At 44.2% G+C, this 24,170-nt stretch carries 26 protein-coding genes; 2 read left to right on the forward strand and 24 right to left on the reverse strand.

The window, feature by feature from the left end; all coding sequences use genetic code 11:
• Positions 1 to 8: 8 nt before the first annotated feature.
• The 13 genes from yycF to BM278_RS04640 all read right to left on the reverse strand — a co-directional run bounded on the left by yycF (position 9) and on the right by BM278_RS04640 (position 12,994).
• Positions 9 to 716 (reverse strand): response regulator YycF, encoded by a 708-nt coding sequence (yycF, locus tag BM278_RS04580; protein WP_090948170.1) that lies wholly within the window; start codon positions 714 to 716, stop codon positions 9 to 11.
• Between the two features lie 169 nt (positions 717 to 885).
• Complete coding sequence (locus tag BM278_RS04585) at positions 886 to 2,172, reverse strand: adenylosuccinate synthase (RefSeq protein ID WP_090948171.1); 1,287 nt, start codon at positions 2,170 to 2,172, stop codon at positions 886 to 888.
• A 157-nt stretch (positions 2,173 to 2,329) separates the two neighbouring features.
• A complete protein-coding gene (gene dnaB, locus BM278_RS04590) occupies positions 2,330 to 3,694 on the reverse strand; it encodes a replicative DNA helicase (RefSeq protein ID WP_090948172.1) in 1,365 nt (454 codons plus the stop codon).
• A 131-nt stretch (positions 3,695 to 3,825) separates the two neighbouring features.
• Positions 3,826 to 4,272 carry a 50S ribosomal protein L9 gene (gene rplI, locus BM278_RS04595; RefSeq protein ID WP_090948173.1) on the reverse strand — a complete coding sequence of 149 codons (447 nt, stop codon included), beginning with the start codon at positions 4,270 to 4,272 and terminating at the stop codon, positions 3,826 to 3,828.
• Complete coding sequence (locus BM278_RS04600; RefSeq protein ID WP_090948174.1) at positions 4,269 to 6,245, reverse strand: DHH family phosphoesterase; 1,977 nt, start codon at positions 6,243 to 6,245, stop codon at positions 4,269 to 4,271. The genes rplI and BM278_RS04600 overlap by 4 nt, the downstream gene beginning before the upstream one ends.
• Positions 6,246 to 6,302: 57 nt before the next feature.
• Positions 6,303 to 7,229: a YybS family protein gene (locus BM278_RS04605; RefSeq protein WP_244151091.1), complete on the reverse strand. Its 927-nt coding sequence runs from the start codon at positions 7,227 to 7,229 to the stop codon at positions 6,303 to 6,305.
• A 96-nt stretch (positions 7,230 to 7,325) separates the two neighbouring features.
• Positions 7,326 to 7,565 (reverse strand): 30S ribosomal protein S18, encoded by a 240-nt coding sequence (gene rpsR / locus BM278_RS04610; protein ID WP_003253854.1) that lies wholly within the window; start codon positions 7,563 to 7,565, stop codon positions 7,326 to 7,328.
• 52 nt (positions 7,566 to 7,617) lie between these two features.
• Positions 7,618 to 8,112 carry a single-stranded DNA-binding protein gene (ssb, locus tag BM278_RS04615; protein WP_090948175.1) on the reverse strand — a complete coding sequence of 165 codons (495 nt, stop codon included), beginning with the start codon at positions 8,110 to 8,112 and terminating at the stop codon, positions 7,618 to 7,620.
• Between the two features lie 28 nt (positions 8,113 to 8,140).
• Positions 8,141 to 8,428: a 30S ribosomal protein S6 gene (gene rpsF, locus BM278_RS04620; protein WP_090948176.1), complete on the reverse strand. Its 288-nt coding sequence runs from the start codon at positions 8,426 to 8,428 to the stop codon at positions 8,141 to 8,143.
• A 106-nt stretch (positions 8,429 to 8,534) separates the two neighbouring features.
• Entirely contained in the window at positions 8,535 to 9,635 is a 1,101-nt protein-coding gene (gene ychF / locus BM278_RS04625) for a redox-regulated ATPase YchF (RefSeq protein ID WP_090948177.1), read from the reverse strand.
• A 191-nt stretch (positions 9,636 to 9,826) separates the two neighbouring features.
• Complete coding sequence (locus BM278_RS04630; RefSeq protein ID WP_090948178.1) at positions 9,827 to 11,839, reverse strand: molybdopterin-dependent oxidoreductase; 2,013 nt, start codon at positions 11,837 to 11,839, stop codon at positions 9,827 to 9,829.
• 42 nt (positions 11,840 to 11,881) lie between these two features.
• On the reverse strand, positions 11,882 to 12,076 hold the full coding sequence (locus BM278_RS04635; protein ID WP_013401910.1) for a DUF951 domain-containing protein: 195 nt from the start codon (positions 12,074 to 12,076) through the stop codon (positions 11,882 to 11,884).
• A gap of 21 nt (positions 12,077 to 12,097) precedes the next feature.
• Complete coding sequence (locus BM278_RS04640) at positions 12,098 to 12,994, reverse strand: mechanosensitive ion channel family protein (RefSeq protein ID WP_090948179.1); 897 nt, start codon at positions 12,992 to 12,994, stop codon at positions 12,098 to 12,100.
• A gap of 164 nt (positions 12,995 to 13,158) precedes the next feature.
• Here BM278_RS04640 and yyaC point away from each other — a divergent pair, with 164 nt between their 5' ends.
• Complete coding sequence (yyaC, locus tag BM278_RS04645) at positions 13,159 to 13,782, forward strand: spore protease YyaC (RefSeq protein ID WP_090948180.1); 624 nt, start codon at positions 13,159 to 13,161, stop codon at positions 13,780 to 13,782.
• A gap of 53 nt (positions 13,783 to 13,835) precedes the next feature.
• Here the strand turns inward: yyaC and BM278_RS04650 are convergent, their stop codons facing one another.
• The 11 genes from BM278_RS04650 to rpmH all read right to left on the reverse strand — a co-directional run bounded on the left by BM278_RS04650 (position 13,836) and on the right by rpmH (position 23,694).
• On the reverse strand, positions 13,836 to 14,537 hold the full coding sequence (locus BM278_RS04650) for a DUF554 domain-containing protein (RefSeq protein ID WP_090948181.1): 702 nt from the start codon (positions 14,535 to 14,537) through the stop codon (positions 13,836 to 13,838).
• Positions 14,538 to 14,594: 57 nt separating this feature from the next.
• The gene (locus tag BM278_RS04655; RefSeq protein ID WP_090948182.1) at positions 14,595 to 15,452 is read right to left on the reverse strand and encodes a ParB/RepB/Spo0J family partition protein; all 858 of its coding nucleotides are present in this window, start codon (positions 15,450 to 15,452) and stop codon (positions 14,595 to 14,597) included.
• Positions 15,445 to 16,206, reverse strand: coding sequence for a ParA family protein (locus BM278_RS04660; RefSeq protein ID WP_090948183.1), 762 nt, complete (start codon positions 16,204 to 16,206; stop codon positions 15,445 to 15,447). Before BM278_RS04660 ends, BM278_RS04655 begins: the two co-directional genes overlap by 8 nt.
• A 288-nt stretch (positions 16,207 to 16,494) precedes the next feature.
• Positions 16,495 to 17,337, reverse strand: a complete 843-nt coding sequence (gene noc / locus BM278_RS04665; protein WP_090948184.1) for a nucleoid occlusion protein — start codon at positions 17,335 to 17,337, stop codon at positions 16,495 to 16,497.
• A 43-nt stretch (positions 17,338 to 17,380) separates the two neighbouring features.
• Positions 17,381 to 18,097, reverse strand: coding sequence for a 16S rRNA (guanine(527)-N(7))-methyltransferase RsmG (rsmG, locus tag BM278_RS04670; protein WP_090948185.1), 717 nt, complete (start codon positions 18,095 to 18,097; stop codon positions 17,381 to 17,383).
• A 21-nt stretch (positions 18,098 to 18,118) separates the two neighbouring features.
• A complete protein-coding gene (gene mnmG, locus BM278_RS04675) occupies positions 18,119 to 20,008 on the reverse strand; it encodes a tRNA uridine-5-carboxymethylaminomethyl(34) synthesis enzyme MnmG (RefSeq protein ID WP_090948186.1) in 1,890 nt (629 codons plus the stop codon).
• 17 nt (positions 20,009 to 20,025) lie between these two features.
• Positions 20,026 to 21,411, reverse strand: a complete 1,386-nt coding sequence (gene mnmE, locus BM278_RS04680; protein ID WP_090948187.1) for a tRNA uridine-5-carboxymethylaminomethyl(34) synthesis GTPase MnmE — start codon at positions 21,409 to 21,411, stop codon at positions 20,026 to 20,028.
• 254 nt (positions 21,412 to 21,665) lie between these two features.
• Positions 21,666 to 22,289, reverse strand: a complete 624-nt coding sequence (jag, locus tag BM278_RS04685) for an RNA-binding cell elongation regulator Jag/EloR (RefSeq protein ID WP_090948188.1) — start codon at positions 22,287 to 22,289, stop codon at positions 21,666 to 21,668.
• Entirely contained in the window at positions 22,286 to 23,056 is a 771-nt protein-coding gene (gene spoIIIJ, locus BM278_RS04690) for a YidC family membrane integrase SpoIIIJ (RefSeq protein WP_090948189.1), read from the reverse strand. The genes jag and spoIIIJ overlap by 4 nt, the downstream gene beginning before the upstream one ends.
• Positions 23,057 to 23,135: 79 nt before the next feature.
• Positions 23,136 to 23,486, reverse strand: a complete 351-nt coding sequence (gene rnpA, locus BM278_RS04695; protein ID WP_090948190.1) for a ribonuclease P protein component — start codon at positions 23,484 to 23,486, stop codon at positions 23,136 to 23,138.
• Between the two features lie 73 nt (positions 23,487 to 23,559).
• On the reverse strand, positions 23,560 to 23,694 hold the full coding sequence (rpmH, locus tag BM278_RS04700; protein ID WP_003253900.1) for a 50S ribosomal protein L34: 135 nt from the start codon (positions 23,692 to 23,694) through the stop codon (positions 23,560 to 23,562).
• A gap of 260 nt (positions 23,695 to 23,954) precedes the next feature.
• Between rpmH and BM278_RS04705 the strand changes: the two genes are divergently transcribed.
• Positions 23,955 to 24,170: transposase (locus BM278_RS04705; protein WP_208601745.1), on the forward strand; the 216-nt coding region annotated here is incomplete at its 3' end.

Below are 24,170 nucleotides of genomic sequence, written 5' to 3' on the forward strand. Positions count from 1 at the left end.
TACCTTCGTTACTCCTGTTCTGGGTTGCGCAAATAATATCCGACTCCCCGTCGTGTAACAATCCATGACGGATGCGATGGGTTATCTTCGATTTTTTCGCGAAGCCGGCGCACCGTCACATCTACAGTGCGAACATCACCGTAATAATCGTATCCCCATACTGTTTGCAATAGATGCTCCCTTGTCATCACTTGTCCGATATGCTTCGCCAAATAATGAAGCAATTCAAACTCGCGATGCGTCAATTCAATCGTTTCTCCGCGCTTAGAAACGATATATGCATCGGGACGAATGACAAGAGAACCAATGATAATCTCATTCGTATCGTTCGCTTCTTCTTGGGCAACGGTTTGCGAATGGCGGCGCAAATTCGCTCTCACCCGCGCCAGCAGTTCTCTCGTGCTGAACGGCTTTGTGACATAGTCGTCCGCCCCTAATTCCAACCCAAGCACTTTGTCAATCTCGGAGTCTTTCGCCGTTAACATAATAATCGGCATATCGTATTTTTTCCGGACTTCGCGGCAAACTTCCATTCCATCTTTTTGCGGAAGCATAATATCAAGCAAAATAAGATCAGGCATTACTTCCTCCACTTTTTGCAACGCTTCTTCCCCATCGTAAGCGCAAATCACTTCATATCCTTCTTTTTGCAAATTAAATTGCAAAATATCAGCAATCGGCTTTTCGTCATCAACAACGAGAATTCGTTTTTCCATCTTTCTTCACATCCTTCCTTTGCGATGGAATCGAAATAAGTACACTATTAATTTATCATGTTATTGGAATGAATTCACTCATTACCGTTTGCCATTTAGAGGCGAAACAAAAAGAAAAGCATAGATACATCGCTGCATCTACGCTTTTATTATAATATTTATGCATATTTTACGCATATACGCTGCGAACGACGTTTGTTTGCGAACGGTCTGGACCGACCGAGAAAATCGATAATGGAATGCCTGTTAATTGCGAAATGCGTTCGACATAATGGCGGGCGTTTGCCGGCAGTTCATCCAAGCTTTTAACGCCGGTAATATCTTCTGACCATCCTGGCAGTTCTTCGTAAATCGGCTCACATTCCGCCAACACTTTTAAACTTGCCGGAAATTCTTCGAGCACTTTTCCTTTATAACGATAAGCGACGCAAATTTTTAATGTTTCAATGCCGGTAAGGACATCGATCGAATTTAGCGATAAATCCGTAATGCCGCTAACCCGACGAGCATGGCGAACAACGACGCTGTCGAACCAACCGACACGGCGCGGACGTCCCGTCGTTGTTCCATATTCGCGGCCGACTTCACGGATACGGTCGCCGATTTCATCATGCAATTCGGTTGGAAACGGACCGTCGCCAACACGAGTCGTGTACGCTTTCGCCACTCCGACGACATGTTTGATTTTCGTTGGCCCAACACCGGAACCGATCGTCACACCACCGGCGACTGGATTCGATGAAGTAACAAACGGATACGTTCCTTGGTCAATATCAAGCATTACGCCTTGCGCGCCTTCAAAAAGAACACGGCGCCCTTCATCAAGCGCATTATTTAACACAACGGACGTATCGCAAACATATTTGGCAATTTGCTGACCATATTCGTAGTATTCATCCAAAATATCTTCTAATTTAAATCCTTCAACACCGTACACTTTTTCAAAAAGGATATTTTTTTCTTGCAAATTACGCGCTAATTTTTCTTCAAACACTTCGCGGTCTAACAAATCGACAATGCGAATGCCGACGCGCGCCGCTTTATCCATATACGCAGGCCCAATGCCTTTTTTTGTCGTGCCGATTTTGTTCGCCCCTTTACGTTCTTCCTCTAATTCGTCCAATTTTAAATGATAAGGTAAAATGACGTGCGCGCGATTGCTGATGCGCAAATTATCGGTTGAAACGCCGCGGTCGTGCAAATGTTTTAACTCCGCCACTAACGCTTTCGGATCGATTACCATTCCGTTTCCGATGACACAAATTTTATCTTTATAAAAAATTCCCGATGGAATTAAATGCAATTTGTATTTCTCCCCGTTAAAAACGATCGTATGTCCCGCGTTGTTTCCCCCTTGATATCTCGCAATCACTTCCGCGTTTTCTGATAGAAAGTCGGTAATTTTTCCTTTTCCTTCATCGCCCCATTGCGTCCCGACAACGACGACTGACGACATGGCGAGCACCTCCATTATACTCGATGTAAACATTGTAAGTGTAACAGTTTTTCAGGGGAAAGTCAATAAAACACGAACATTTATATATATTAATCATTTGTTTATTCGTATTTTTAAAAAATAAGGTGCCGCGCTCAAAAAGTCGGCACCTGTTTCGTTACGCTCCCGGTGGAATTTGCGCATCATCAAAGCGGCGCTCCAAATTGACAAACTTATTATATTCTTTAATAAACGCGAGCTGCACCGTTCCGACCGGGCCGTTCCGCTGTTTTGCAATAATAATTTCAATAATATTTTTGTTCTCCGAGTCTTTATTGTAATAGTCGTCGCGGTATAAAAACGCGACGATATCGGCATCTTGCTCAATGCTTCCCGATTCGCGAATGTCAGACATCATCGGCCGCTTATCTTGACGCTGCTCGACGCTTCGAGAAAGCTGGGATAGGGCGATCACCGGCACTTCTAATTCACGAGCTAACGCTTTTAAAGAACGGGAGATTTCCGAAACTTCTTGTTGGCGGTTTTCTCTGTTTCTGCCGCTTCCTTGAATGAGCTGCAAATAGTCGATGACGACCATGCCAAGACCTCTTTCCTGCTTTAAGCGGCGGCATTTGGCGCGGATGTCACTAACGCGGATGCTCGGCGTGTCGTCAATATAAATGCCGGCGTTTGATAAGCTTCCCATCGCCATCGTCAGCTTTCCCCAATCTTCCGGCGTCAGTCTCCCCGTCCGCAAATTTTGCGCGTTAATGTTTCCTTCTGCGCACAACATCCGCATCACGAGCTGCTGAGCGCTCATTTCCAAACTAAAAATTGCGACGTTTTCGTCCGTTTTCGTTGCGACATTTTGCGCGATGTTTAACGCAAACGCCGTTTTTCCGACGGAAGGGCGCGCGGCGACGATAATAAAATCGCTGCGCTGAAATCCCGCTGTCATGCGGTCAAGTTCGGTAAACCCCGTCGGAATCCCCGTCACTTCTCCCTTTCGATTATGAAGCATTTCGATATTATCGTACGTCTGTACGAGCACGTCCTTAATATTTTGAAACGTGCCGGAATGCTTCCGCTGCGAAATTTCCATAATTTTTCTTTCGGCTTCATCTAGCAAAACGTCTACTTCATCTTCCCTTGTATATCCGTCTTGGGCGATGGAAGTAGCGGTGCGAATCAAACGGCGTAAAATCGATTTTTCTTCGACGATGCGCGCGTAATATTCGACGTTTGCCGCCGTCGGCACCGAATCGGCCAGTTCACTTAAATACGAGACACCGCCGACTTCTTCCAATTGCTGCGTATCAGCAAGCTCGGCCGTCACCGTTACTAAATCGACCGGTTCTCCTTTATCAGCAACGCGAAGCATCGCGTGGAAAATTTTTTGATGGGCAGCGCGATAAAAATCTTCCGGAATTAAAATTTCCGAAGCTAACGTCAAGGCGGAAGGATCAAGAAATACAGCGCCTAGCACAGCCTGTTCTGCCTCGATGCTTTGCGGAGGAATTCGTTCCGAAAATAGATCATTCATGTTATTCACCACCTTCTCCCCCGTCTCTTCTTTCATGTCATAAGAAAAATGTGATTATTATGAGGAAAAACGCCCTCATAAAATCACATTTTATTTTCATGCTAGCGATATGACCATTTTATCTTGATTTTTTACTTTTCGGTCACATGCACTTTTAATGTTGCCGTCACTTCCGGATGAAGTTTCACAGGCACATTTGTAAAGCCTAATGAACGAATCGCATCTTCCAGTTCAATTTTCCGTTTGTCGATTTTAATTTGATGTTGCGTTTGCAGAGCTTCGGCGATTTGTTTGCTTGTAATCGATCCGAATAAACGTCCGCCTTCCCCGGCTTTCGCCGCCAGTTGCACCGTTATTTGTTCCAGCTTTTCTTTTAACTGTTTTGCTTTTGCAAGTTCCTCTTCCGCCTGCCGCTGTTCTTTTCGTTTTTGTGCTTCCAATGCTTTTATGTTTGCCGGCGTTGCTTCAATCGCAAGTCCTTGTTTAAAAAGGAAATTGTTCGCGTATCCGTCGGCAACGTTTTTAATTTCTCCTTTTTTTCCTTTTCCTTTTACATCTTTAAGAAAAATTACTTTCATGATTCTTTTCCCCCTTCTAAATAATCATGAATTGCCGCTTGCAGGCGCTGTTCCGCCTCTTCGATCGTGACGTCGGAAAGCTGCGCGGCGGCATTGGTTAAATGGCCGCCTCCTCCTAAGCTTTCCATAATGACTTGAACATTGATATCTCCTAATGAGCGGGCGCTAATGCCTATCGTTTGATCAGCGCGCTTTGAAATGACAAACGAAGCAACGACCCCGCTTAGCGTCAATAGCGTATCAGCCGTTTGCGCAATTAAAACTTGATCGTACGTTTCGTTTGGATCTCCTTTGGCAATCGCGATCCCCCTCGCATCGATGGACGCATTTTCAATCATTTTTGCCCGCTTTACATAATTGGCGATACTTTCTTTGAGCAGCTTTTGTACTAAAATGGTGTCCGCACCTTGGGCGCGCAAATAAGAAGCCGCATCAAACGTCCGCGAACCTGTTCGAAACGTAAAACTTTTTGTATCGACAACGATTCCCGCAAGAAGCGCTGTCGCCTCCAGCATCGCCAGCTTCATGCGTTTCGGCTGATATTCTAACAGTTCTGTCACAAGTTCAGAAGTGGAAGACGCATATGGTTCCATATAAACAAGAATCGGGTTCTCCACAAATTCTTCGCCGCGGCGGTGATGATCAATCACAACAATATGATCGGTGCGGTATAGTAACTTTTCTTCTATTACTAATGAAGGGCGATGCGTATCAACGATAATAAGCAACGTATCATCTGTAATCAACTCCAGCCCTTGCTCCGGCTTAATAAACCTTGACCATAGCTCCGAATGCTTTTTCAATTCCTCAATCAAACGTTGCGCTCCAGAATCTGTCCGTTCCGCATCAATGACGATAAACCCTTCTTTTTGATTCAATTGTACCACTTTTAAAATTCCGATCGCCGCTCCAAGCGCGTCCATATCCGGATATTTATGTCCCATAATCAGCACTTTGTCGCTTTCCGCGATCAATTCCCTAAGCGCGTGAGAAATAACGCGGGCGCGGACTCTTGTGCGCTTTTCCATCGGATTCGTCTTTCCGCCATAAAATTTCACTTTTCCGTTGCCTTGCTTAATGGCGACTTGGTCGCCGCCGCGGCCCAGCGCTAAATCTAAGCTGGACTGCGCCAGCGCCCCTAATTCTGGAAGAGAAGAAACGCCGGCGCCGATCCCAATACTTAGCGTTAACTGAACATTATATTTCATTGTCTGTTCGCGAACTTCGTCCAAAATCGAAAATTTGCTTTTTTCCAATTGCTCAAGAATGTGCTCATTCAAGACGGCGATAAACCGATCAGACGACGTCCGCTTTAAAAATATTCCGTAATCATGCGCCCATTTGTTCAAAATCGACGTCACATGACTGTTCATCTGGCTTTTTGCCTGGTCATCCATTCCTTGTGTAATCTCGTCATAATTATCAAGAAAAATAACCGCCAACACTAACCGTTCTGCCTCATATTGCTTTTGCAATTCTATTTGTTCCGTCACATCAAAAAAGTAAAGAAGCCTTTCTTCGCGTCTTATAATGACTTTAAAAAGCCTTTCGCGAATGTTGATGATTTTTTCGGTTGTTTGCTCCTGCTTTATTAAAGGGATTAACGAATCGGCAAGATCGTATAGCGATCGGCCTACGAGCGTCTGTTCGCCAAAGCAAGAAGCTAAAAACTGATTCGCCCATTCGACCTCATATTCATCGTTAATAAGCATAATGCCAATGGGCATTTCCATCAATGCTTCTTCACCGACTTTTTTAATTCGATATGACAAGTTGGAAATGTATTGTTCAAGTTCTGCATATAACGACCGCTGTGACTTTATAACGTAATAAAGCACAAAACCAAGGAGCAAAAAGCTAACTATCCCCAATATCCATTGAAAATAAAGCAAAAGTGCCGCAAAAACAGCCGACAGGACAATAAAAGCGTATAAGGGATAGCGGTGCGCTTTCCTTTCATAAAAATGAGACATCCAAGTCAGCTCCTACATCGAAATAATCCAATAAAATAATCTACTTTATTGCGATGATCATATGCGTTTTCGCAACTCAAGCCCTAAATCAATTATACCTAATATCGCGATAAGATAAAGTAGAAAAGGAAGGAACAAGCATAGTATCGTGCCACCGATGACAACGCCTTTCGACACATTTTTTCTATCAGCAACATAATGTAAAAAGGAAAAGCCTTGAACGATAAACAGCAGCTGTAATAAATAATATATGTTGAAAACGGCGAGATAGGCAAACGTTCCTTTTTCCAATGGAAAGAATGAAACAATGAGCATAAGCAAATAGTACCATAATAAGCTTTTTGGCAACGTAAAATCACGAAACGGCGGCCATGCGCCGATCGGCAGCTTTAATCGTTTTAAAACTGGCACAGATACAGCGATCGTTACATATGCGAGCAAAAAAGCGGCAAGGACAAACAACGTCGGGGTTATATACTTGACAAGTTCCAATCCTTGTTCAAGTTGTTCCTGCAATTGCTTCGGCGGCTCTTGCCCCATTCCTTTCATGATTTGCATCGCTGTTTGAAAAGAATCGCGAAGCGCCGAAAATGATTCTTGAATAATGTCCATTTCAAAAAATTTTATGGAAATGATGTAATCGATGATCATGTTAATCAGAAACACGAACGCGCTGGCTAATAAAATGACATAACGGCTTTTATTTTTTCTAAGCAACGCCCCAACGGTAATCCCTGCCGTGCCGAACATCAACGCGACAGGCAAAGAAAACATCGAACCGACCAGCATCGAAACAATAAGCGAAGCAACAAGCAAAAGAAGCGCGTATGTATAACCGTGCCTCATCGTAAAAATGATAAACGGCAGCGGCAAAAAAAATGTAGCAATCATACCTAATAATGGTACATATAAGGAAACTAAAAACAAAACGGCAAACAGCGCAAGTTGAACCACCGCCTCCGTAATCATGCGCGCCCCACTCAATTTTCCAGCCTCCTTCTTTACACGATCACACACTTAAGGAAAAGGCAACATATATAGAAAAAGCAGTAAGGGTTCCCCCCTTACTGCTTTTCTATTTTATTCGTCTGCTACGTATGGCAATAACGCCATTTGACGAGCGCGTTTAATCGCAACCGTCAATTTGCGTTGATATTTCGCGCTTGTGCCGGTAACACGGCGAGGCAAAATTTTGCCGCGCTCGGAAATAAATTTTTTCAGCAAATCGACATCTTTATAGTCGATATGCGTAATTCCGTTCGCTGTAAAATAGCATACTTTCCGGCGTTTTGCGCGTCCGCCTTTACGTCCTGCCATCATGTATCCTCCTTTCCTCGTCGTCTACCCGATCAAGGCGCTTTCTACTTTTCGATTAAAACGGCAAATCATCGTCTGAAATATCAATCGGTTGTCCGTCGTTGGCAAAAGGATCTTCATCTATGCGACTAAAATCATTTTCGTTTGTGTTGCGATGGTTCTGATTTTGTCCAAATGGGAATGGCTCCCCATAATAGCCGCCTGCTGTCATGCCGCGCTGTTCTGTGCTACTTTTCGGCTCAAGAAACTGGACGCTATCAGCAACCACTTCCGTCACATACACACGTCTGCCATCTTGACCTTCATAGCTGCGGGTTTGCAAACGACCGTCTACTCCGGCTAAACTTCCCTTTTTCAAGAAATTCGCGACATTTTCCGCTTGACGTCGCCAAACGACGCAGTTAATAAAATCCGCTTCCCGTTCACCTTGCTGGTTTGTAAACGGGCGATTGACAGCGAGCGTAAACGTAGCAACAGCCACCCCACTTGGAGTATAGCGTAATTCCGGGTCTCTCGTTAACCTTCCAACAAGAATTACGCGATTAATCATCAGAACCACCTCTTAATTTTAAAAAAAATTATTTTTCTTCTCTTACGACAATATGACGGATAATATCATCGCTGATTCGCGCTAAACGGTCGAATTCTTGCACCGCTTTTGGTTCGGATACCACATTAATAATCATGTAGTAACCATCGCGGTATTTTTTAATCTCATACGCTAAGCGACGTTTTCCCCAATCTGTCACATTTGTAATTTCCGCGCCATTTTCTTTTAAAATATTATTGAAACGATCCACTAATGCTTGTCTCGCTTCATCGTCTAAATTTGGGCGGATGATGTACATAATTTCGTATTTTCTCACGTTCGTTCACCTCCTTTTGGTCTAAGCGGCCCTTTCGATAAGGGCAAGGAGTAAAACAATTACTCACGTTCTTTGATTATATCACGACAAAAAACGATAAGCAATATTAAACATTAAAGCGGAAATAAATAATATCGCCATCCTGCACTTCGTAATCTTTTCCCTCTAACCGAATTTTTCCTGCCTCGCGCGCTGCCGCCATCGATCCAGCCGCGACTAAATCCTCGTAGGAAACCGTTTCCGCGCGAATAAATCCCCGTTCAAAATCCGAGTGAATAATTCCCGCGCACTCTGGCGCTTTCATCCCTCGACGGAACGTCCACGCGCGCACTTCTTGTTCTCCTGCGGTGAAGAATGTCGCCAATCCGAGCAAGTTATAGGACGCGCGAATTAATTGGTCTAACCCCGATTGTTCAATACCAAGTTCTTGTAAAAACAGCTCTTTTTCCTCATCATCCAATTGCGCGATCTCTTCCTCAATTTTGGCGCAAACAACGATCACCTCGGCATTATCGCTTTGCGCGAATTCACGGACTTGTTTAACAAACGGGTTAGCATCTGGATCGGCGACATCTTCTTCGCCAACGTTCGCGACATACAACATCGGCTTAATCGTTAATAGGTGAAGCTGCTTGACCACCTTCATTTCCTCTTCTGTAAAGGAAAGCGTGCGCGCCGGTTTTCCTGCCTCAAATGTTTCTTTTAGGCGCGTGAGAATGTCGTATTCAAAAACGGCGTCTTTATCTTTTTGTTTCGCGATTTTGCCAACGCGGTCTATACGTTTATCGACCGTTTCTAAGTCGGCGAAAACAAGCTCTAAATTAATCGTTTCTATATCGGCGAGCGGATCGACTTTTCCCGCCACATGAGTGATATTTTCATCCGTAAAACAACGGACAACTTGGCAAATCGCGTCCACTTGGCGAATGTGCGACAAAAATTTATTGCCAAGCCCTTCGCCTTTGCTCGCTCCTTTGACGATGCCGGCGATATCGGTAAATTCGAACACGGTCGGTACTGTACGTTTTGGCTTGAACATTTCTGTCAACACTTTCAACCGTTCATCTGGCACTTCAACAATGCCGACATTTGGCTCAATCGTACAGAAAGGATAGTTGGCGGACTCTGCCCCCGCTTTTGTAATCGCATTAAACAGCGTCGATTTTCCGACGTTTGGCAAACCGACAATTCCTGCTGTTAATCCCATCGTTTCCACTCCTCTTTTTCATTCGCATGGTAACCCAGAAAATCATATATAAAAAAGAAAACGGCAAAAAGCGATTTTAAAGTTCAATGGACTGAACGCAAAATTTATCACAATAATTAGGAATTGATCTTCCGTTCACGTCTTTCCTCATTATAGTGAGTACAAAAGAAAATGACAAGCGCCTTCATGCGCTAGTCATTTTCCACTTTTTCAATATTGACTAAACAATCGTATAAAGTGCTGCCGCGCCCGTTATCTGATTCGCGGTCCGATGTTAACACATTGACTGCGCCGCCAAATTTCGCCCATTGTCCTTCATCGATATTGATCGTTTTTGGATGGGCTTTGGCAAGGATTTTTACCGTTCCAATCAATTCGCCGCGATCGTTAAACACTCTCGCTTTATCTCCCTCCGCCAATCCTTTCTCTTCGGCAACATCTTTTGATACTTCAATTTTAAGCGATTGAATCGATTCGACGAGATGGTAATGCTGCGAGTGATTGGAACGAAGCGGATGAATCGTCAACAAACGATACGGATATTTTTTCGCTAATAGCGGATTGACGATTTCCGACTCGGTCGGATACATCATTTGCAGTTTGCCGTTCATTCCCTTTTGCTGCGCCAGCGCGGAAGTAAACTCATATTTGCCGCTTGGCGTTTGGAAACGGTAATCGCTCCATGGAACGGGCTGAACCGGAAGAAGCAGATGCTTTTCTTTTTTCAGCCGTTCGAGCGTAATCCCGTATCGTTCCAACGGCTTTAACCCCATTTTTAAAAATTCTTCCCTTGTATAAGCGAAATCAGTGGCAAAGCCAAGCCGCTTCGCCAGTTCCGTCCAAATCCAAAGGTCAGGCTTTGCCTCACCCGGCGGCTCGACGAGCTTCGGCCCATAATTAACATAAGCGTGATACATGGAAGAGTAATAAACATCTTCTTCTTCAAACACGGTCGTTACTGGCAATACGTAATCAGCAAGCGCAGCGGTATCAGTCATAAACTGTTCAAATACAACGACCGTATCCACAGACTGGAACGCCTTTTTCACCAAGTTCGTGTTCGGCACTTGTGTCAGCGGATTGCCGCATGTGACGATGATCATTTTAATATCAGGATTTACCGCCTGCAAAATACTTTCCGCCTGCTTCATCATCGTAAACGTGCGGGACGCTGTTTTCCGCTCTGGAAGCGCGAGCGCGTCAATATCAAAACATTGCCCGACTTGCAAATTGCCGAAATTCGCCCCGCCTCCCGGAATGCCGACATTGCCGCTTATCGCTACAAGCGCGTCAATCCAGCGGATCGTATTGCCGCCATTGGCGTAACGCTGCATGCCAAGCCCCAAATACGTCGCAGTCGGGCGGTTTCCGTAAATGACGGCTAACTCTGTCATCACGCCGCGGTCTACTTCGGTAAGCCGCTCAATTTTTTCCATCGTTACGTTTTCCAGCATCGCTTCGACATCGGCAAACCCAACGGTATGATGCGCAATAAACGCGCGGTCTTCTAAGCCTAGGCGCAGCATTTCCTTAATAATTCCCATCGCTAAAAACGCGTCCATCCCCGGTTTGACGGATACATACATATCGGCGATTTGCGCCGTTTGCTGGAACAGCGGATCAATGACGATAATTTTTGTCCCCCGTTTTTTAGCGGCAAGAAGATGCTGAAACAAATGCATATTCGTCCGCGCCACATTTCGTCCCCAAATGACAACGTGGCGGCTGTTTTGAATATCTTCCGGAGCGTGGCTATAAGAATTGCCGAAATCCCACGTTTGCGCCTCGATGCCGGATCCCCAGCATAAGCTCCCCGTTAATTCTGTCACACCGCCATAACAATTAAAAAACCGCTTGTCTAAATTTTTTAACAGCCCGTTATTTGCGTAATCGTGGCTATGCAGGACAGCGGTTGTTCCATAGCGGTCTTTTATTTCCTTCAGTTTATCCGCCACTTCATCGAGCGCCTGCTCCCATGAAATTCGGGTAAACTGACCATTCACCTTTTTCAACGGATACAAAAGGCGTTCGCTCGAATTTGTCCGCTCTTTAAGCATGCGGCCGCGGGCGCAAATCTTCCCCTGCGTAATCGGATGTGTTTCGTCCCCGTCGACTTTTGCCACTTTTCCGTCTTGAACGGTTACTTTTAATCCGCACACATCCCAACAATTTAACGGGCACGATGTGACATGTATTTCTTCCATAACTCTCCTCTCCTTTTTCGCTACAGAAAGAGCATGAGGTCGTTATTCCTCATGCTTGACTAACACTTTTTTCATCTTTCTCACAAATTCTTTCCGCGGCAGCAGCACGCTATGGGCGCATCCTTCGCATTTAATGCGGATATCGGCGCCCAAACGGATCACTTTCCATCGGTTCGTGCCGCACGGATGCGGCTTTTTCATCTCGACGATATCATACAATCCAAATTCTTTATCCATTCGCTCACCCCCACCTTTTGCTTAGGCGTTATTCGCTTGCGAAGCTGGTTCATTTTCCTGGCCTTGACGATTATACAAAACAAGGCGTGGAAATGGAATTTCGATTCCTTTTTCATCTAAATGCATTTTTACTTCTTTGCGAATTGCCCTTGCAATCGAAATATGGCGCATCGGTTTTGTTTCGCAAATAATGCGCATCACTACTTCAGAACTAGCCAAATTTTGCACGCCTAACAATTCAGGTGGAGCAACCATATCTTCGTATTTTTCCGGTAACTGCGGCAGAAGTTCGCGGATCGCTTCCTCCGCCTTCTCGATATCTTCTTCATAAGCGATGCTGACATCGACCACTGCAATACTATTATTTAAGGAATAATTCGTCACTTGCGTAATGCTTCCATTTGGCAAAATATGAACTTCCCCTGTCCAGCTTTTAATTTTCGTTACCCTTAAACCAATCGCCTCAACATATCCTTCGAAATTGCCTATTCGCACGTAATCTCCAACAGCGAACTGGTCTTCAAAAATAATAAAGAATCCAGTAATGACATCTTTCACTAAACTTTGCGCGCCAAAACCAACAGCAAGTCCGACAATTCCGGCGCCCGCCAAAATCGCTTTTACTTCCACGCCAAACGTATCTAAAATCATAATCAGCGCAATAAAATATAATGCGTACGTGATCACATTATCAAGCAGCCTTGCCAATGTCGCTTCCCGCCGTTCCGAAATGCGGATCGGCGCCTTTTGCCGCATTTTAAAAACATTATGGACAGCAATTTTTAAAATTTTTGTAAGAATAGAACATAACACTAAAATAATGATGATTTTAAGCGCTCCCGCCCCTAATTTCACCCAAAACTCTTCGTTAGTGGCGAATCCGAACAAACGGTCCAAAATCTTCTTCACTGTATCCAATGTTGTTCACACCTCTACATCGTTTTGCACTTTCATCCCTTTTATTTTAGCAAGATCGTCAATCAATTTGTAGTAATAAACAAAATAAGACCGCTAATGTATATCATTTTCGTATTTTCCGTATACTATTAATACTTGAAGAGAAAATTTAGGAGTGGAGTATGATGAGTATATCATCTATTTTTTTCTCGTCAAAAGATGAGAGAGAGCATATTTTTCATGATGAGCAAGGAGCTTCTTCGTTAATAGCGCTGCGGCTTGTTTCGCTGCTTCCTTTTCCTTTGTCGCAGCCTGCCGCCATCGTTTGCATCGGAACAGACCGTTCGACAGGAGATTCGCTTGGACCGCTTGTTGGCACTATGTTAAAAGAAAAACATCTTTCTCATTTTCATGTATATGGAACATTAGAAGAGCCAATCCACGCTGTAAACCTAGAAGAAAAAATCACCGCGATTCGCACTATTCATCATAACGCATTGATGATCGCCATTGATGCCTGCTTAGGAAGGCTCAAAAGCGTCGGCGCTATTACAATTGCGAAAGGACCGGTGCGGCCGGGCGCCGGAGTGAATAAACAGCTTCCTCCCGTTGGCGATTTTCATATTACCGGAGTAGTAAATGTTAGCGGATTTATGGAATTTTTCGTTTTGCAAAATACCCGCCTCCATCTTGTCATGAACATGGCAAAAGCGATCGCAAACGGCATCGATGAAGCAGATCGACAGTTAAGCCGAAAAAGATATATGGAAAATACATCCATTTTCAAAAAACGCCACCAGCCGTTCTAATTAGCAAAAATCCCCCTCCTTGTTTCGATGAACAAAAAGAAGGGGATTTGTTTTCAAAAAAAATAAAGAACGGAAACGGCCAAAGCAGTTACAATAATGCTAGGCAGCAAATTCGCTACACGTATATTCGTGACACCAATCATGTTTAAACCAATTGCAATAATTAAAATTCCCCCCGTTGCGGTCGATTCGGCAATAAACGAATCGACAATTTCTTTTGGTACCCATCGCTCAATTTGCGTAGCAAGCAGCGCGATCCCCCCTTCATACATCATGACGGGAACCGCCGAAAAAATAACGCCAATACCGAGGGTCGTCGTCAAAATAATGCTCGTGAAGCCGTCCAAAATCGATTTCGTGTACAAAACGCGATGATCGCCGCGCAATCCGCTGTCAAGCGCGCCGACAATCGCCATGGCGCCAATGACAAACAATAATGTAGCGCTGACGAACCCTTTTGCAATATTCCTTTGCTTGTTTCCTCCCATTTTTTTCTCGATCCATTCTCCCAGTTGATTTAACTTGCGATCCCAATCCCATATTTCTCCTAACACTCCACCAAGAACAAGACTAAAAATGACAATGAGAAATTGTTCGCTTTTCATCCCCATTTGAATCCCAAGCAGCGCTACGGCAAGTCCGATTCCGCCCATGACCGTTTCCTTTACCCGCTCGGGAATATGATCAAATAATTTTCCTAACAACGATCCGATCACGATACAAATCCCATTTACAATCGTCCCTAATAGCACCATGATGTGTTTCCCCCTATCATGCCACAAAAAAATAAACCACCAAATATGATGGTTCGCTTATTCATCAAATCGCACATTCAATAATTCTAATATTCTTTCTAAATCTTCGGAAGAGAAAAATTCAATCTCGATTTTCCCTTTTTTTCGAGTTTGTTTAATCGTCACATTCGTTCCGAGTTTTTCCCTTAACAATGATTCGCTTTCCTTCAAAAAAACGCTTTTTTCCACCGGTTTTCGCTTCGGTGTTTCACGTGAAACATTTTTGTTCATTTCCTGAATGAGTTTCTCTAGCTGGCGAACGTTTAACTGTTCGCGAATAATACGGTCAACAACGAATTTCATCTTATGTTTGTGCTTCAGCCCTAACAGCGCACGCCCATGCCCCATCGAAATCGTTCCATCTACAATCAGTTTTTGTACATCCTTTGGCAACGATAATAAACGAAGGTGGTTGGCGATATGGGGGCGGCTTTTCCCGACGCGGCTGGCAATTTCCTCTTGCGTAAGCTGCAATTGATCTATTAGCGTTTTATACGCCATTGCTTCTTCGATCGGATTCAAATCTTCACGCTGCAAATTTTCCAACAGAGCGAATTCCATCATCTGTTGATCCGTTAATTCCCGGACGACGACCGGAACGGTTTCTAAATTTGCTTCTTTTGCGGCGCGATAACGCCGTTCCCCGACGACAATCTCAAACCCTTTTATACTTTTCCGCACAATGAGCGGCTGCAAAATCCCGTGCTGCAAAATCGACTGTTTCAATTCTTCAATCGCTTCTTGATGAAACGTTTTCCGCGGCTGATAAGGGTTTGGGTGAAGCTGGCGAATATCCACTTCTTTTATCGTCTCTTCTTCCTTTAACGTTAAATGAGAAAACAGCGCATCGATCCCTTTGCCAAGTCCTTTAGCCACGCTCTAACACCTCCTTTGCTAATTCTAAGTATACTTCCGCGCCCCGCGATTTTACGTCGTACAAAATAATCGGCTTTCCATGGCTTGGCGCTTCGCTTAACCGGACATTTCGCGGAATAATCGTGTTATATACTTTTTCGCGAAAATATTTTTTTACTTCTTCAATCACTTGAATCCCTAAATTCGTGCGGGCATCCAGCATTGTTAGCAAAACGCCTTCAAGCCGCAACTCGTTATTTAGATGTTTTTGTACAAGCCGAATCGTATTTAATAGCTGACTAAGCCCTTCGAGCGCATAATATTCGCATTGCACGGGAATAAGGACAGAACTGGCCGCCGTTAACGCGTTTAGCGTTAATAGCCCTAACGAAGGAGGACAATCGATAATAATAAAGTCGTATGTTTCCCTAAGCGGATCAAGCGCATTTTTTAAGCGGATTTCGCGGGAAATGACCGATACGAGTTCAATTTCCGCCCCCGCTAACTGGATGGTTGCTGGGATAATATGTAGATTTTCAATATTGGTTGGTCTTATCACATCTTTCGCTTTTAAATCTCCGATCAGAACGTTATAAATGCACTCATCGACGTCCCCTTTTTCAATTCCGATCCCACTTGTCGCGTTTCCTTGCGGATCGGCGTCAACAAGCAGTACTTTTTTTCCAATATGCGCTAAACAAGCCGCTAAATTAACCGCCGTTGTCGTCTTTCCGACTCCGCCTTTTTGATTTGCAATCGCAATTACTTTGCCCACGATGCCACCTACCTCTAATTGGTACTCATATGTTTATTTTAACATGAAACAAATGAAATCGGCTTGTTTTCTATGCACGTAAAGAAAAAAGGATCAAGTCGTAATTATTGCATAAAAATCCACTCTCGATCCAATCTGATCACTGGAAAACTAAATCGCATTTGCTATTTCCTAATACAGGAGTCTTCATCGAAAAAAGCGGACCTTGAACATTGGTTACGACATAAACGCAGAAAGAAAAAACCCCATCAAAGGCAACTTGATGAGGTAAAACATTTTTGGATCCATTTATTTTTTCGGAATGCGAATCGTAATTTGATAATAGTCTTCAAATTCTTCTTCTTCGGAATCAACCGCTACGCCGCTGTTTGCCACCATCGTGAGCGACTGCCGGATCGTGTTGACGGCGATGCGCATGTCTTTACTAAGCGCTTTTCGTTTTGGCTTCGGTTTTCGATTCATCGATTCGAGCAGTTTTAATACGCGATCTTCCGTTTGTTTGACGTTTAATTGTTTTTCAATAATTTCTCGCAGCAATTTTAATTGTTTTTCTTTATCTTTTAAGACGATTAATGCGCGTGCATGACGCTCCGTAATGGTTCGCTGCAAAAGCGCTTCCTGCACTTCTTGCGGCAGCTTTAATAGGCGCAATTTATTTGCGATCGTCGATTGCCCTTTTCCAAGCCGTTGCGCCAATGCCTCTTGTGTCAAATTATGCAGCTCCAGCAACTTCGCGTATGCCATCGCTTCCTCAATCGGCGTCAATTCTTCCCGCTGCAAATTTTCAATTAATGCTACCGAGGCGGTTTCTTTGTCGTTTAAATTTTTGACAATCGCTGGAATTTCCGACCAACCGAGCTTTTGAACGGCGCGCCATCTTCGTTCTCCCGCAATAATTTCAAACTTTCCATCCTCGCATTCGCGGACAACAATCGGCTGGATAATGCCATGCGTATGGATCGTTAACGCTAGTTCCTCAATTTTTTCCTCGTCAAAAATCGTCCGCGGTTGGAAACGGTTCGGAATAATTTTAGAAACCGGAATTTTTCTTATTTCTTCTTTTTCTCGTTTTCCCATTCCTTCCTGTTCCTTTTCGCCAAAGCTAAAGAAGCGAGAGAAAGGATGTTTCATTCCCCTACACCACCTTTAAAAACTCTCCCCTAATGTAAAAAGCTCATTCAATCGGTTGCTTATTCGGCATTCCCGGTTTGCGAGGATATTTGTTTGGCGTGTTTCGCACTTTCCGGATGAAAATAATCGTTCGTTCGCTTTGCTCGATCGGCAACGTAAACCGCTCGATGGCGGAAATTTCTCCGCCAAGCACGTGAATCGCTTTTTTGCCTTGATCCAATTCTTCTTGTGCCGAAGCGGCTTTCATGGCGATAAAGGTGCCGTTTGCTTTGACAAGTGGAAGACATAGTTCGCTTAATACGGGCATGCGCGCCACTGCCCTTGCGATGACGACATCAAAGGATTCGCGGAATTCTTTGTTCCTCCCAAACGTTTCAGCGCGATCGTGATAAAACGCGACATCAGTCAATCCTAACTCAGCAGCCAAATGCTGGAGAAAGTTGATGCGCTTTTGCAACGAATCGACAATCGATAATCGCAAATGCGGAAAGCAAATTTTTAACGGAACGCTTGGAAACCCCGCGCCCGCGCCTACGTCGCAAAGCGACAAAGATCGGGAAAAATCATAGTAAAAAGCCGGAGAAATGGAATCAAAAAAATGCTTTAAATATACGCTGGGCTTATCCGTGATCGCAGTTAAATTCATCTTTTCGTTCCATTCGATGAGCAACTCATAATACCGTTCAAATTGTGCCAATGCTTGAGAAGAAAGCGAAACGCCTTTCTCCTCAAGCATAGCCCGAAACTGTGCTGTATCCATATGTCAATCCTTTCCTTTATTTTATTCATTCGACACGCGCGCGATTCTTCCTTGTTCCAAATACACTAATAATATCGAAATATCAGCAGGATTTACTCCAGAAATGCGCGAAGCTTGTGCAATCGACAATGGCCGCACTTGTTTTAGTTTTTGCCGCGCTTCTGTTGCCAAGCCGTGAATGGCGTCATAATCGATATCTTCCGGAATCTTTTTATTTTCCATTTTTTTGAGGCGTTCGACTTGCTGCAACGATTTTTGAATATATCCTTCGTATTTAATTTGGATTTCCACTTGTTCCGCCACTTCCGGCGAAATCTCTTCTTCAGCTGGAGCAAGCTGTTTAATATGTTCATATGTCATTTCCGGGCGCCGCAATAAATCAGCAGCGCGAATGCCGTCTTTTAACTCGCTGCCGCCTGCGTTGCGAATCACTTCTTGCACTTCCGGAGTTGGTTTAATGATATAAGTTTGAAGCCGTTTTTTCTCTCTTTCGATCGCTTCCTTTTTCGCCAAAAACTTTTGATAACGTTCTTCAGAAATTAATCCGATTTTATATCCAAGCTCTGTTAGACGCAAATCGGCATTGTCATGACGAAGCAATAGGCGATATTCGGCACGGGATGTCAACAATCGATACGGTTCGTTCGTGCCTTTTGTGACAAGGTCGTCAATCAACACGCCAATATACGCATCGGAACGGCTTAAAATAATCTCTTCTTTTCCAAGCGCCCGGTGCGCCGCGTTGATCCCCGCCATAATTCCTTGTCCTGCCGCTTCCTCATACCCGGACGTTCCGTTAATTTGCCCAGCTGTGTACAAATTTTTCACCAGCTTTGTTTCCAGCGTCGGCCATAGTTGCGTTGGCACGATCGCATCGTATTCAATCGCATAGCCCGCCCGCATTAACTGCGCCTTTTCCAGGCCAGGAATCGTCGCTAACAACTGCCGCTGAATATGTTCCGGCAAGCTTGTCGACAATCCTTGCACATATACTTCTTCCGTTTCGCGCCCTTCCGGTTCTAAAAAGATTTGATGGCGCGGTTTATCGTGGAAACGGACGATTTTATCTTCAATCGATGGACAATAGCGCGGGCCTGTCCCTTTGATCATCCCGGAATACATTGGCGATAAATGCAAATTTTCATCAATGATGCGATGCGTCTCCGGCGTCGTATACGTGAGCCAGCACGGCAATTGGTCGGTAATATATTCCGTCGTTTCATAGGAAAACGCCCGCGGCACATCGTCCCCTGGCTGAATTTCCGTTTTGCTATAGTCAATCGTGCGGCTGTTGACGCGCGGAGGCGTTCCTGTTTTAAAGCGGACAAGCTTAAACCCGAGCTCTTCTAAATGCTCCGACAATTTAATCGACGGTTGCTGATTGTTCGGTCCGCTTGAATATTTAATGTCGCCGATAATAATTTCGCCGCGCAAAAACGTTCCTGTTGTAATCACGACCGTTTTTGCGTAATAATGCGCTCCCGTATGGGTAATAACGCCTTTGCATACGCCGTTCTCTACGATCAAACGTTCCACTTTTCCTTGCAATAATGTAAGATTTTCTTGATTTTCAAGCGTTTTTTTCATTTCGCGTTGATACAGCACTTTGTCCGCTTGTGCGCGCAACGCCCGCACCGCTGGACCTTTTCCGGTGTTGAGCATCCGCATTTGGATGTATGTTTTATCAATATTTTTCGCCATTTCCCCGCCCAACGCGTCGATTTCGCGGACGACGATTCCTTTTGCCGGGCCGCCGATCGACGGGTTACATGGCATAAATGCGATCATATCAAGGTTTAATGTAATCACTAACGTTTTCGCGCCAATGCGCGCCGCCGCTAACGCCGCTTCGCATCCAGCATGGCCGGCGCCGACAACGATGACGTCATACGAACCTCCATGATAGTCCATAGCTACTTCCTCCTTCATTATTTTCCTAAACAAAATTGCGAAAACAGCTGGTCAATTAAGCTCTCATGCACCGTATCGCCAATAATTTCGCCAAGAAGCTCCCATGCTCTTGTCAAATCGATTTGTACAAGATCAACAGGCATTCCGGATTCAATGCCGGAAATTGCATCTTCAATCGCTTTTTTTGCTTGCTGAAGCAAAGCGATATGGCGTGAATTCGAAACATACGTAAGGTCGCCTGTTTCGACAGCACCACTGAAAAACATGTCGGAAATAGCGGTTTCTAAATCTTCCATTCCTTTTTCATGCAGCAGAGATGTCGTAATAATCGGACGACCCTCCGCTAATTGCTTGACCCGATCCATATCGATGTTTTGCGGCAAATCGGTTTTGTTCACGATAACGATGAAATCCATTCCTTTGACCATGTCAAAAAGCTTTTCGTCTTCTTCTGTCAGCGGCTCATGATAATTTAACACAAGCAAAACTAAATCAGCTTCCTTCAACATTTGCCGCGAGCGTTCGACGCCGATGCGCTCGACAATATCTTCTGTTTCGCGAATCCCTGCCGTATCAATTAATCGAAGCGGAACACCGCGCACATTCACGTACTCTTCGATCACGTCGCGCGTCGTTCCGGGAATGTCCGTGACAATCGCTTTGTTTTCATGCACAAGCGCGTTTAATAACGATGATTTTCCAACGTTCGGCCTGCCGATAATGACCGTCGCCAAACCTTCTCGCAAAATTTTGCCCTGCTGTGCGGTCTGCAGCAATTTTTCAATTTGTTCGCGTACGTATTGCGCTTTTTCCATTAACAGATGTGGCGTCATTTCTTCGACATCATCGTATTCGGGATAATCAATGTTCACTTCAACATGGGCGAGCGTCTCTAAAATCGTCTGCCGCAATTCGCGAATTCGTTTCGATAAGCGCCCTTCCATTTGCTGCAGCGCCACGTTCATCGCCCGGTCCGTTTTCGCCCGAATCAAATCGATAACCGCTTCCGCTTGCGATAAGTCAATTCTTCCGTTTAAAAACGCGCGTTTCGTAAATTCTCCTGGCTCGGCAAGCCGCGCCCCGTTCGTTAATACAAGCTGCAACACGCGATTGACAGAAACCAACCCGCCGTGGCAGTTAATTTCGACAACGTCCTCCCTCGTAAACGTCTTTGGCGCACGCATGACCGATACCATTACTTCTTCGACCGTCTGGCCGCTTTTTGGATCAACAATATGACCGTAATGAATCGTATGTGATGGAACATCCTTAAGATGTTTCCCGCTTGGGCTTTGGAAAATGCGGTCGGCAATGGTTATCGCTTCATCGCCGCTCAGTCTGACAATCGCGATTGCTCCTTCTCCCATCGGTGTGGAGATCGCGGCGATCGTATCAAATTCCATCGCTTTCTCACCTCTCTTTGCTGACAGACAAAAAAACTGATCTATCTATATGTTAGACAACTGCCGTTGCCAATAACGATCTATCCACAATTTTTCGTTAATCATTTCAATTTTAACTTATCCACATGTGAATAACAATATGAAGTGCTTATACGGAAAGCTAAAAACACGAGCGTTAAACTCAATCTAAAAAAGAAGAAAAAGAGGCTGCCTCGCTTGTTCAAGAGATAGCCCCTTTTCATCGACATGACTTGTCATTTGATTGGAGAGATTACCACATAACGGCGTGGCTCTTCCCCAACCGAATAAGTAGTCACTTTTTCATTGTTCGCCAACGCGGTGTGAATAATTTTTCGTTCATGTGCTGGAAGCGGCTCCAGTTTTATTTCTTTTCCTGTTTTTATCGCTTTTTCCGCTAACTTTTGCGCCAGCTGAATAAGCGCTTTTTTCCGTCTTTCTCGATAGTTTTCCGCGTCAACGATAATGGAAACATATTCTTTTGCGTAGCGGTTTGCGACAAGCTGAGTTAATAATTGCAGCGAATTTAATGTTTGTCCATGTTTTCCGATCAACAAACCGACTTGTTCTCCCGTGATCATGAATGTGACTTGGTTGCCGTTTTGCTGTTTCTCGATTTCTACCGCTGTTGCTCCCATCTGTTTTACAACATTTTTTAAAAATAACTCCGCTTCTTCAACCGGGTCTGCTATGAGTTTTGCTTTTACAACCGCTGGTTTGCTCCCAAAAATTCCAAACAATCCTTTTCTCCCTTTTTCTAGCACAATAATTTCGGCACGGTCCCTCGAAACACCGAGCTGCTGCAGCGCTAACTGCACAGCTTCATCAACAGTAGCGGCGGTCGCGGTTACTTCTTTCACTTTTTCGTTCCTCCTGAACGGGCAGAGTCAATAGTCGGTCCTTTAATGAAATACGTTTGCGCAATAGAGAAAATATTTCCAACTACCCAATAAAGCGATAAAGCAGCTGGAAAATTAATGGCGAAAATCACAATCATAATTGGCATCATCCAAAGCATCATCGCCATTTGCGGATTTTGTTGCCCTGCGCCAGCCATTACGATTTTTTGTTGGATAAATGTCGTAATCCCTGCGACAATCGGTAAAATATAATATGGGTCTTTTTCACCGAGGTCGAACCATAAGAAGTTGTGTTCGGCAATTTCTCTCGTCCGCATAATGGCGTGATAAAATCCGATTAAAATCGGCATTTGAATAAGAATAGGAAAACATCCCGCCATCGGGTTTACGCCGTGCTTTTGAAACAACAACATCATTTCTTGTTGGAGCTTTTGTTGCGTTTGCATGTCTTTAGAGCTATATTTTTCTCGAAGCTTTTGTATTTCCGGCTGTAATGCCTGCATCGCTTTTGCATTTTTTGTTTGCTGGATCATTAATGGCAAGATAAGCAAACGAATGAAAATCGTGACGACAATAATCGACAATCCATAGCTTCCGCCTAAAACATTAGCAACATATTTAATTAACCAAGAGAGCGGGTATACGATATACTCATTCCAAAAACCTTTGCTCTCTGGCGTAATCGGTTCATTAATTTGCGTACAGCCTGATATGAATGTAAGCAACGCCGCTAACCAAATCGTTAACCAAATTCGCCTCTTCACCATCTTTTTCCTCCTAACCGACAAATTCGCATATCCTAAATATGTATTTTAACATCATTGCAAACAAAATGGGCGCTCTTTTTCATTTTATCTCTCTTTTTAGCGCGCCCGCCTTGCGCAATACATGAAGCAAACTGCTCTTCACCTCAAAATATGTCATGTCCGCGGCCGGAATCCTAGCAATAATGACATAGTCTTTTCCCGGCAAAATATCGTCTTTCATTTCCAAAAAAACTTGTCGGATGTAACGCTTAATTCGGTTTCTTACAACCGCTTTCCCAAGCTTTTTACTCACTGATAATCCGATTCGAAAATACGGTTGCCCAGGCCGGTCAAGCATATAAATAACAAATTGCCGATTCGCCATCGACGTACCGCGCTGAAACACCTCTTGAAATTCTTCGTTTTTCTTTATGCGATACTTTTTCTTCATATCACGGAAACACTCCATCTTTTTTTCATATCCAGACATCGCTGAGAAAAAAGACCACTGAAACTTCAGTGGCCTATGCGGATAATACTTTTCTTCCTTTACGGCGACGACGCGCAAGCACTTTTCTACCATTTCTCGTGCTCATGCGCGCACGGAACCCATGAACTTTGCTACGTTTCCGTCTATTTGGTTGGTACGTCCGTTTCATCTATGACACCTCCCTGAGGAATAACTGTTACGGGCAGTCTTTCTAATTATATTGAACAATCTAACAAAATGTCAACCGCCCCAAGATTTTTGCTACGTTTACGAATATGTGGATAAGTTTCGAACATCGTTTTTACATATTCACATAGTTAAGTCCATATAATTGTGTAAAAAGGGAAATAGAAAAAGAGCCATGTTGCTTCCCCTTTGGTAGAATAAACAGTGGACAAACAAACACCAAACATAAGGAGGAATGCAACCATGGCTCAATATCATATTACCCTAAATGATGAACTTCTGCACGGGTTATTCACCAGAGATGAAGGATTAGCTAAGCTACTGGAACAAGTCCTCAATCAAATCCTCGAGGCACAAGTAGAAGAACAGCTGGGGGCTCGCCGTTATGAACGAACGGAAGAACGAAAAGGATATCGCAACGGTTCGTATCCACGCCAGCTGACAACCCGGGTGGGACGG

The organism is Parageobacillus thermantarcticus (assembly GCF_900111865.1).
Taxonomy (GTDB): domain Bacteria; phylum Bacillota; class Bacilli; order Bacillales; family Anoxybacillaceae; genus Parageobacillus; species Parageobacillus thermantarcticus.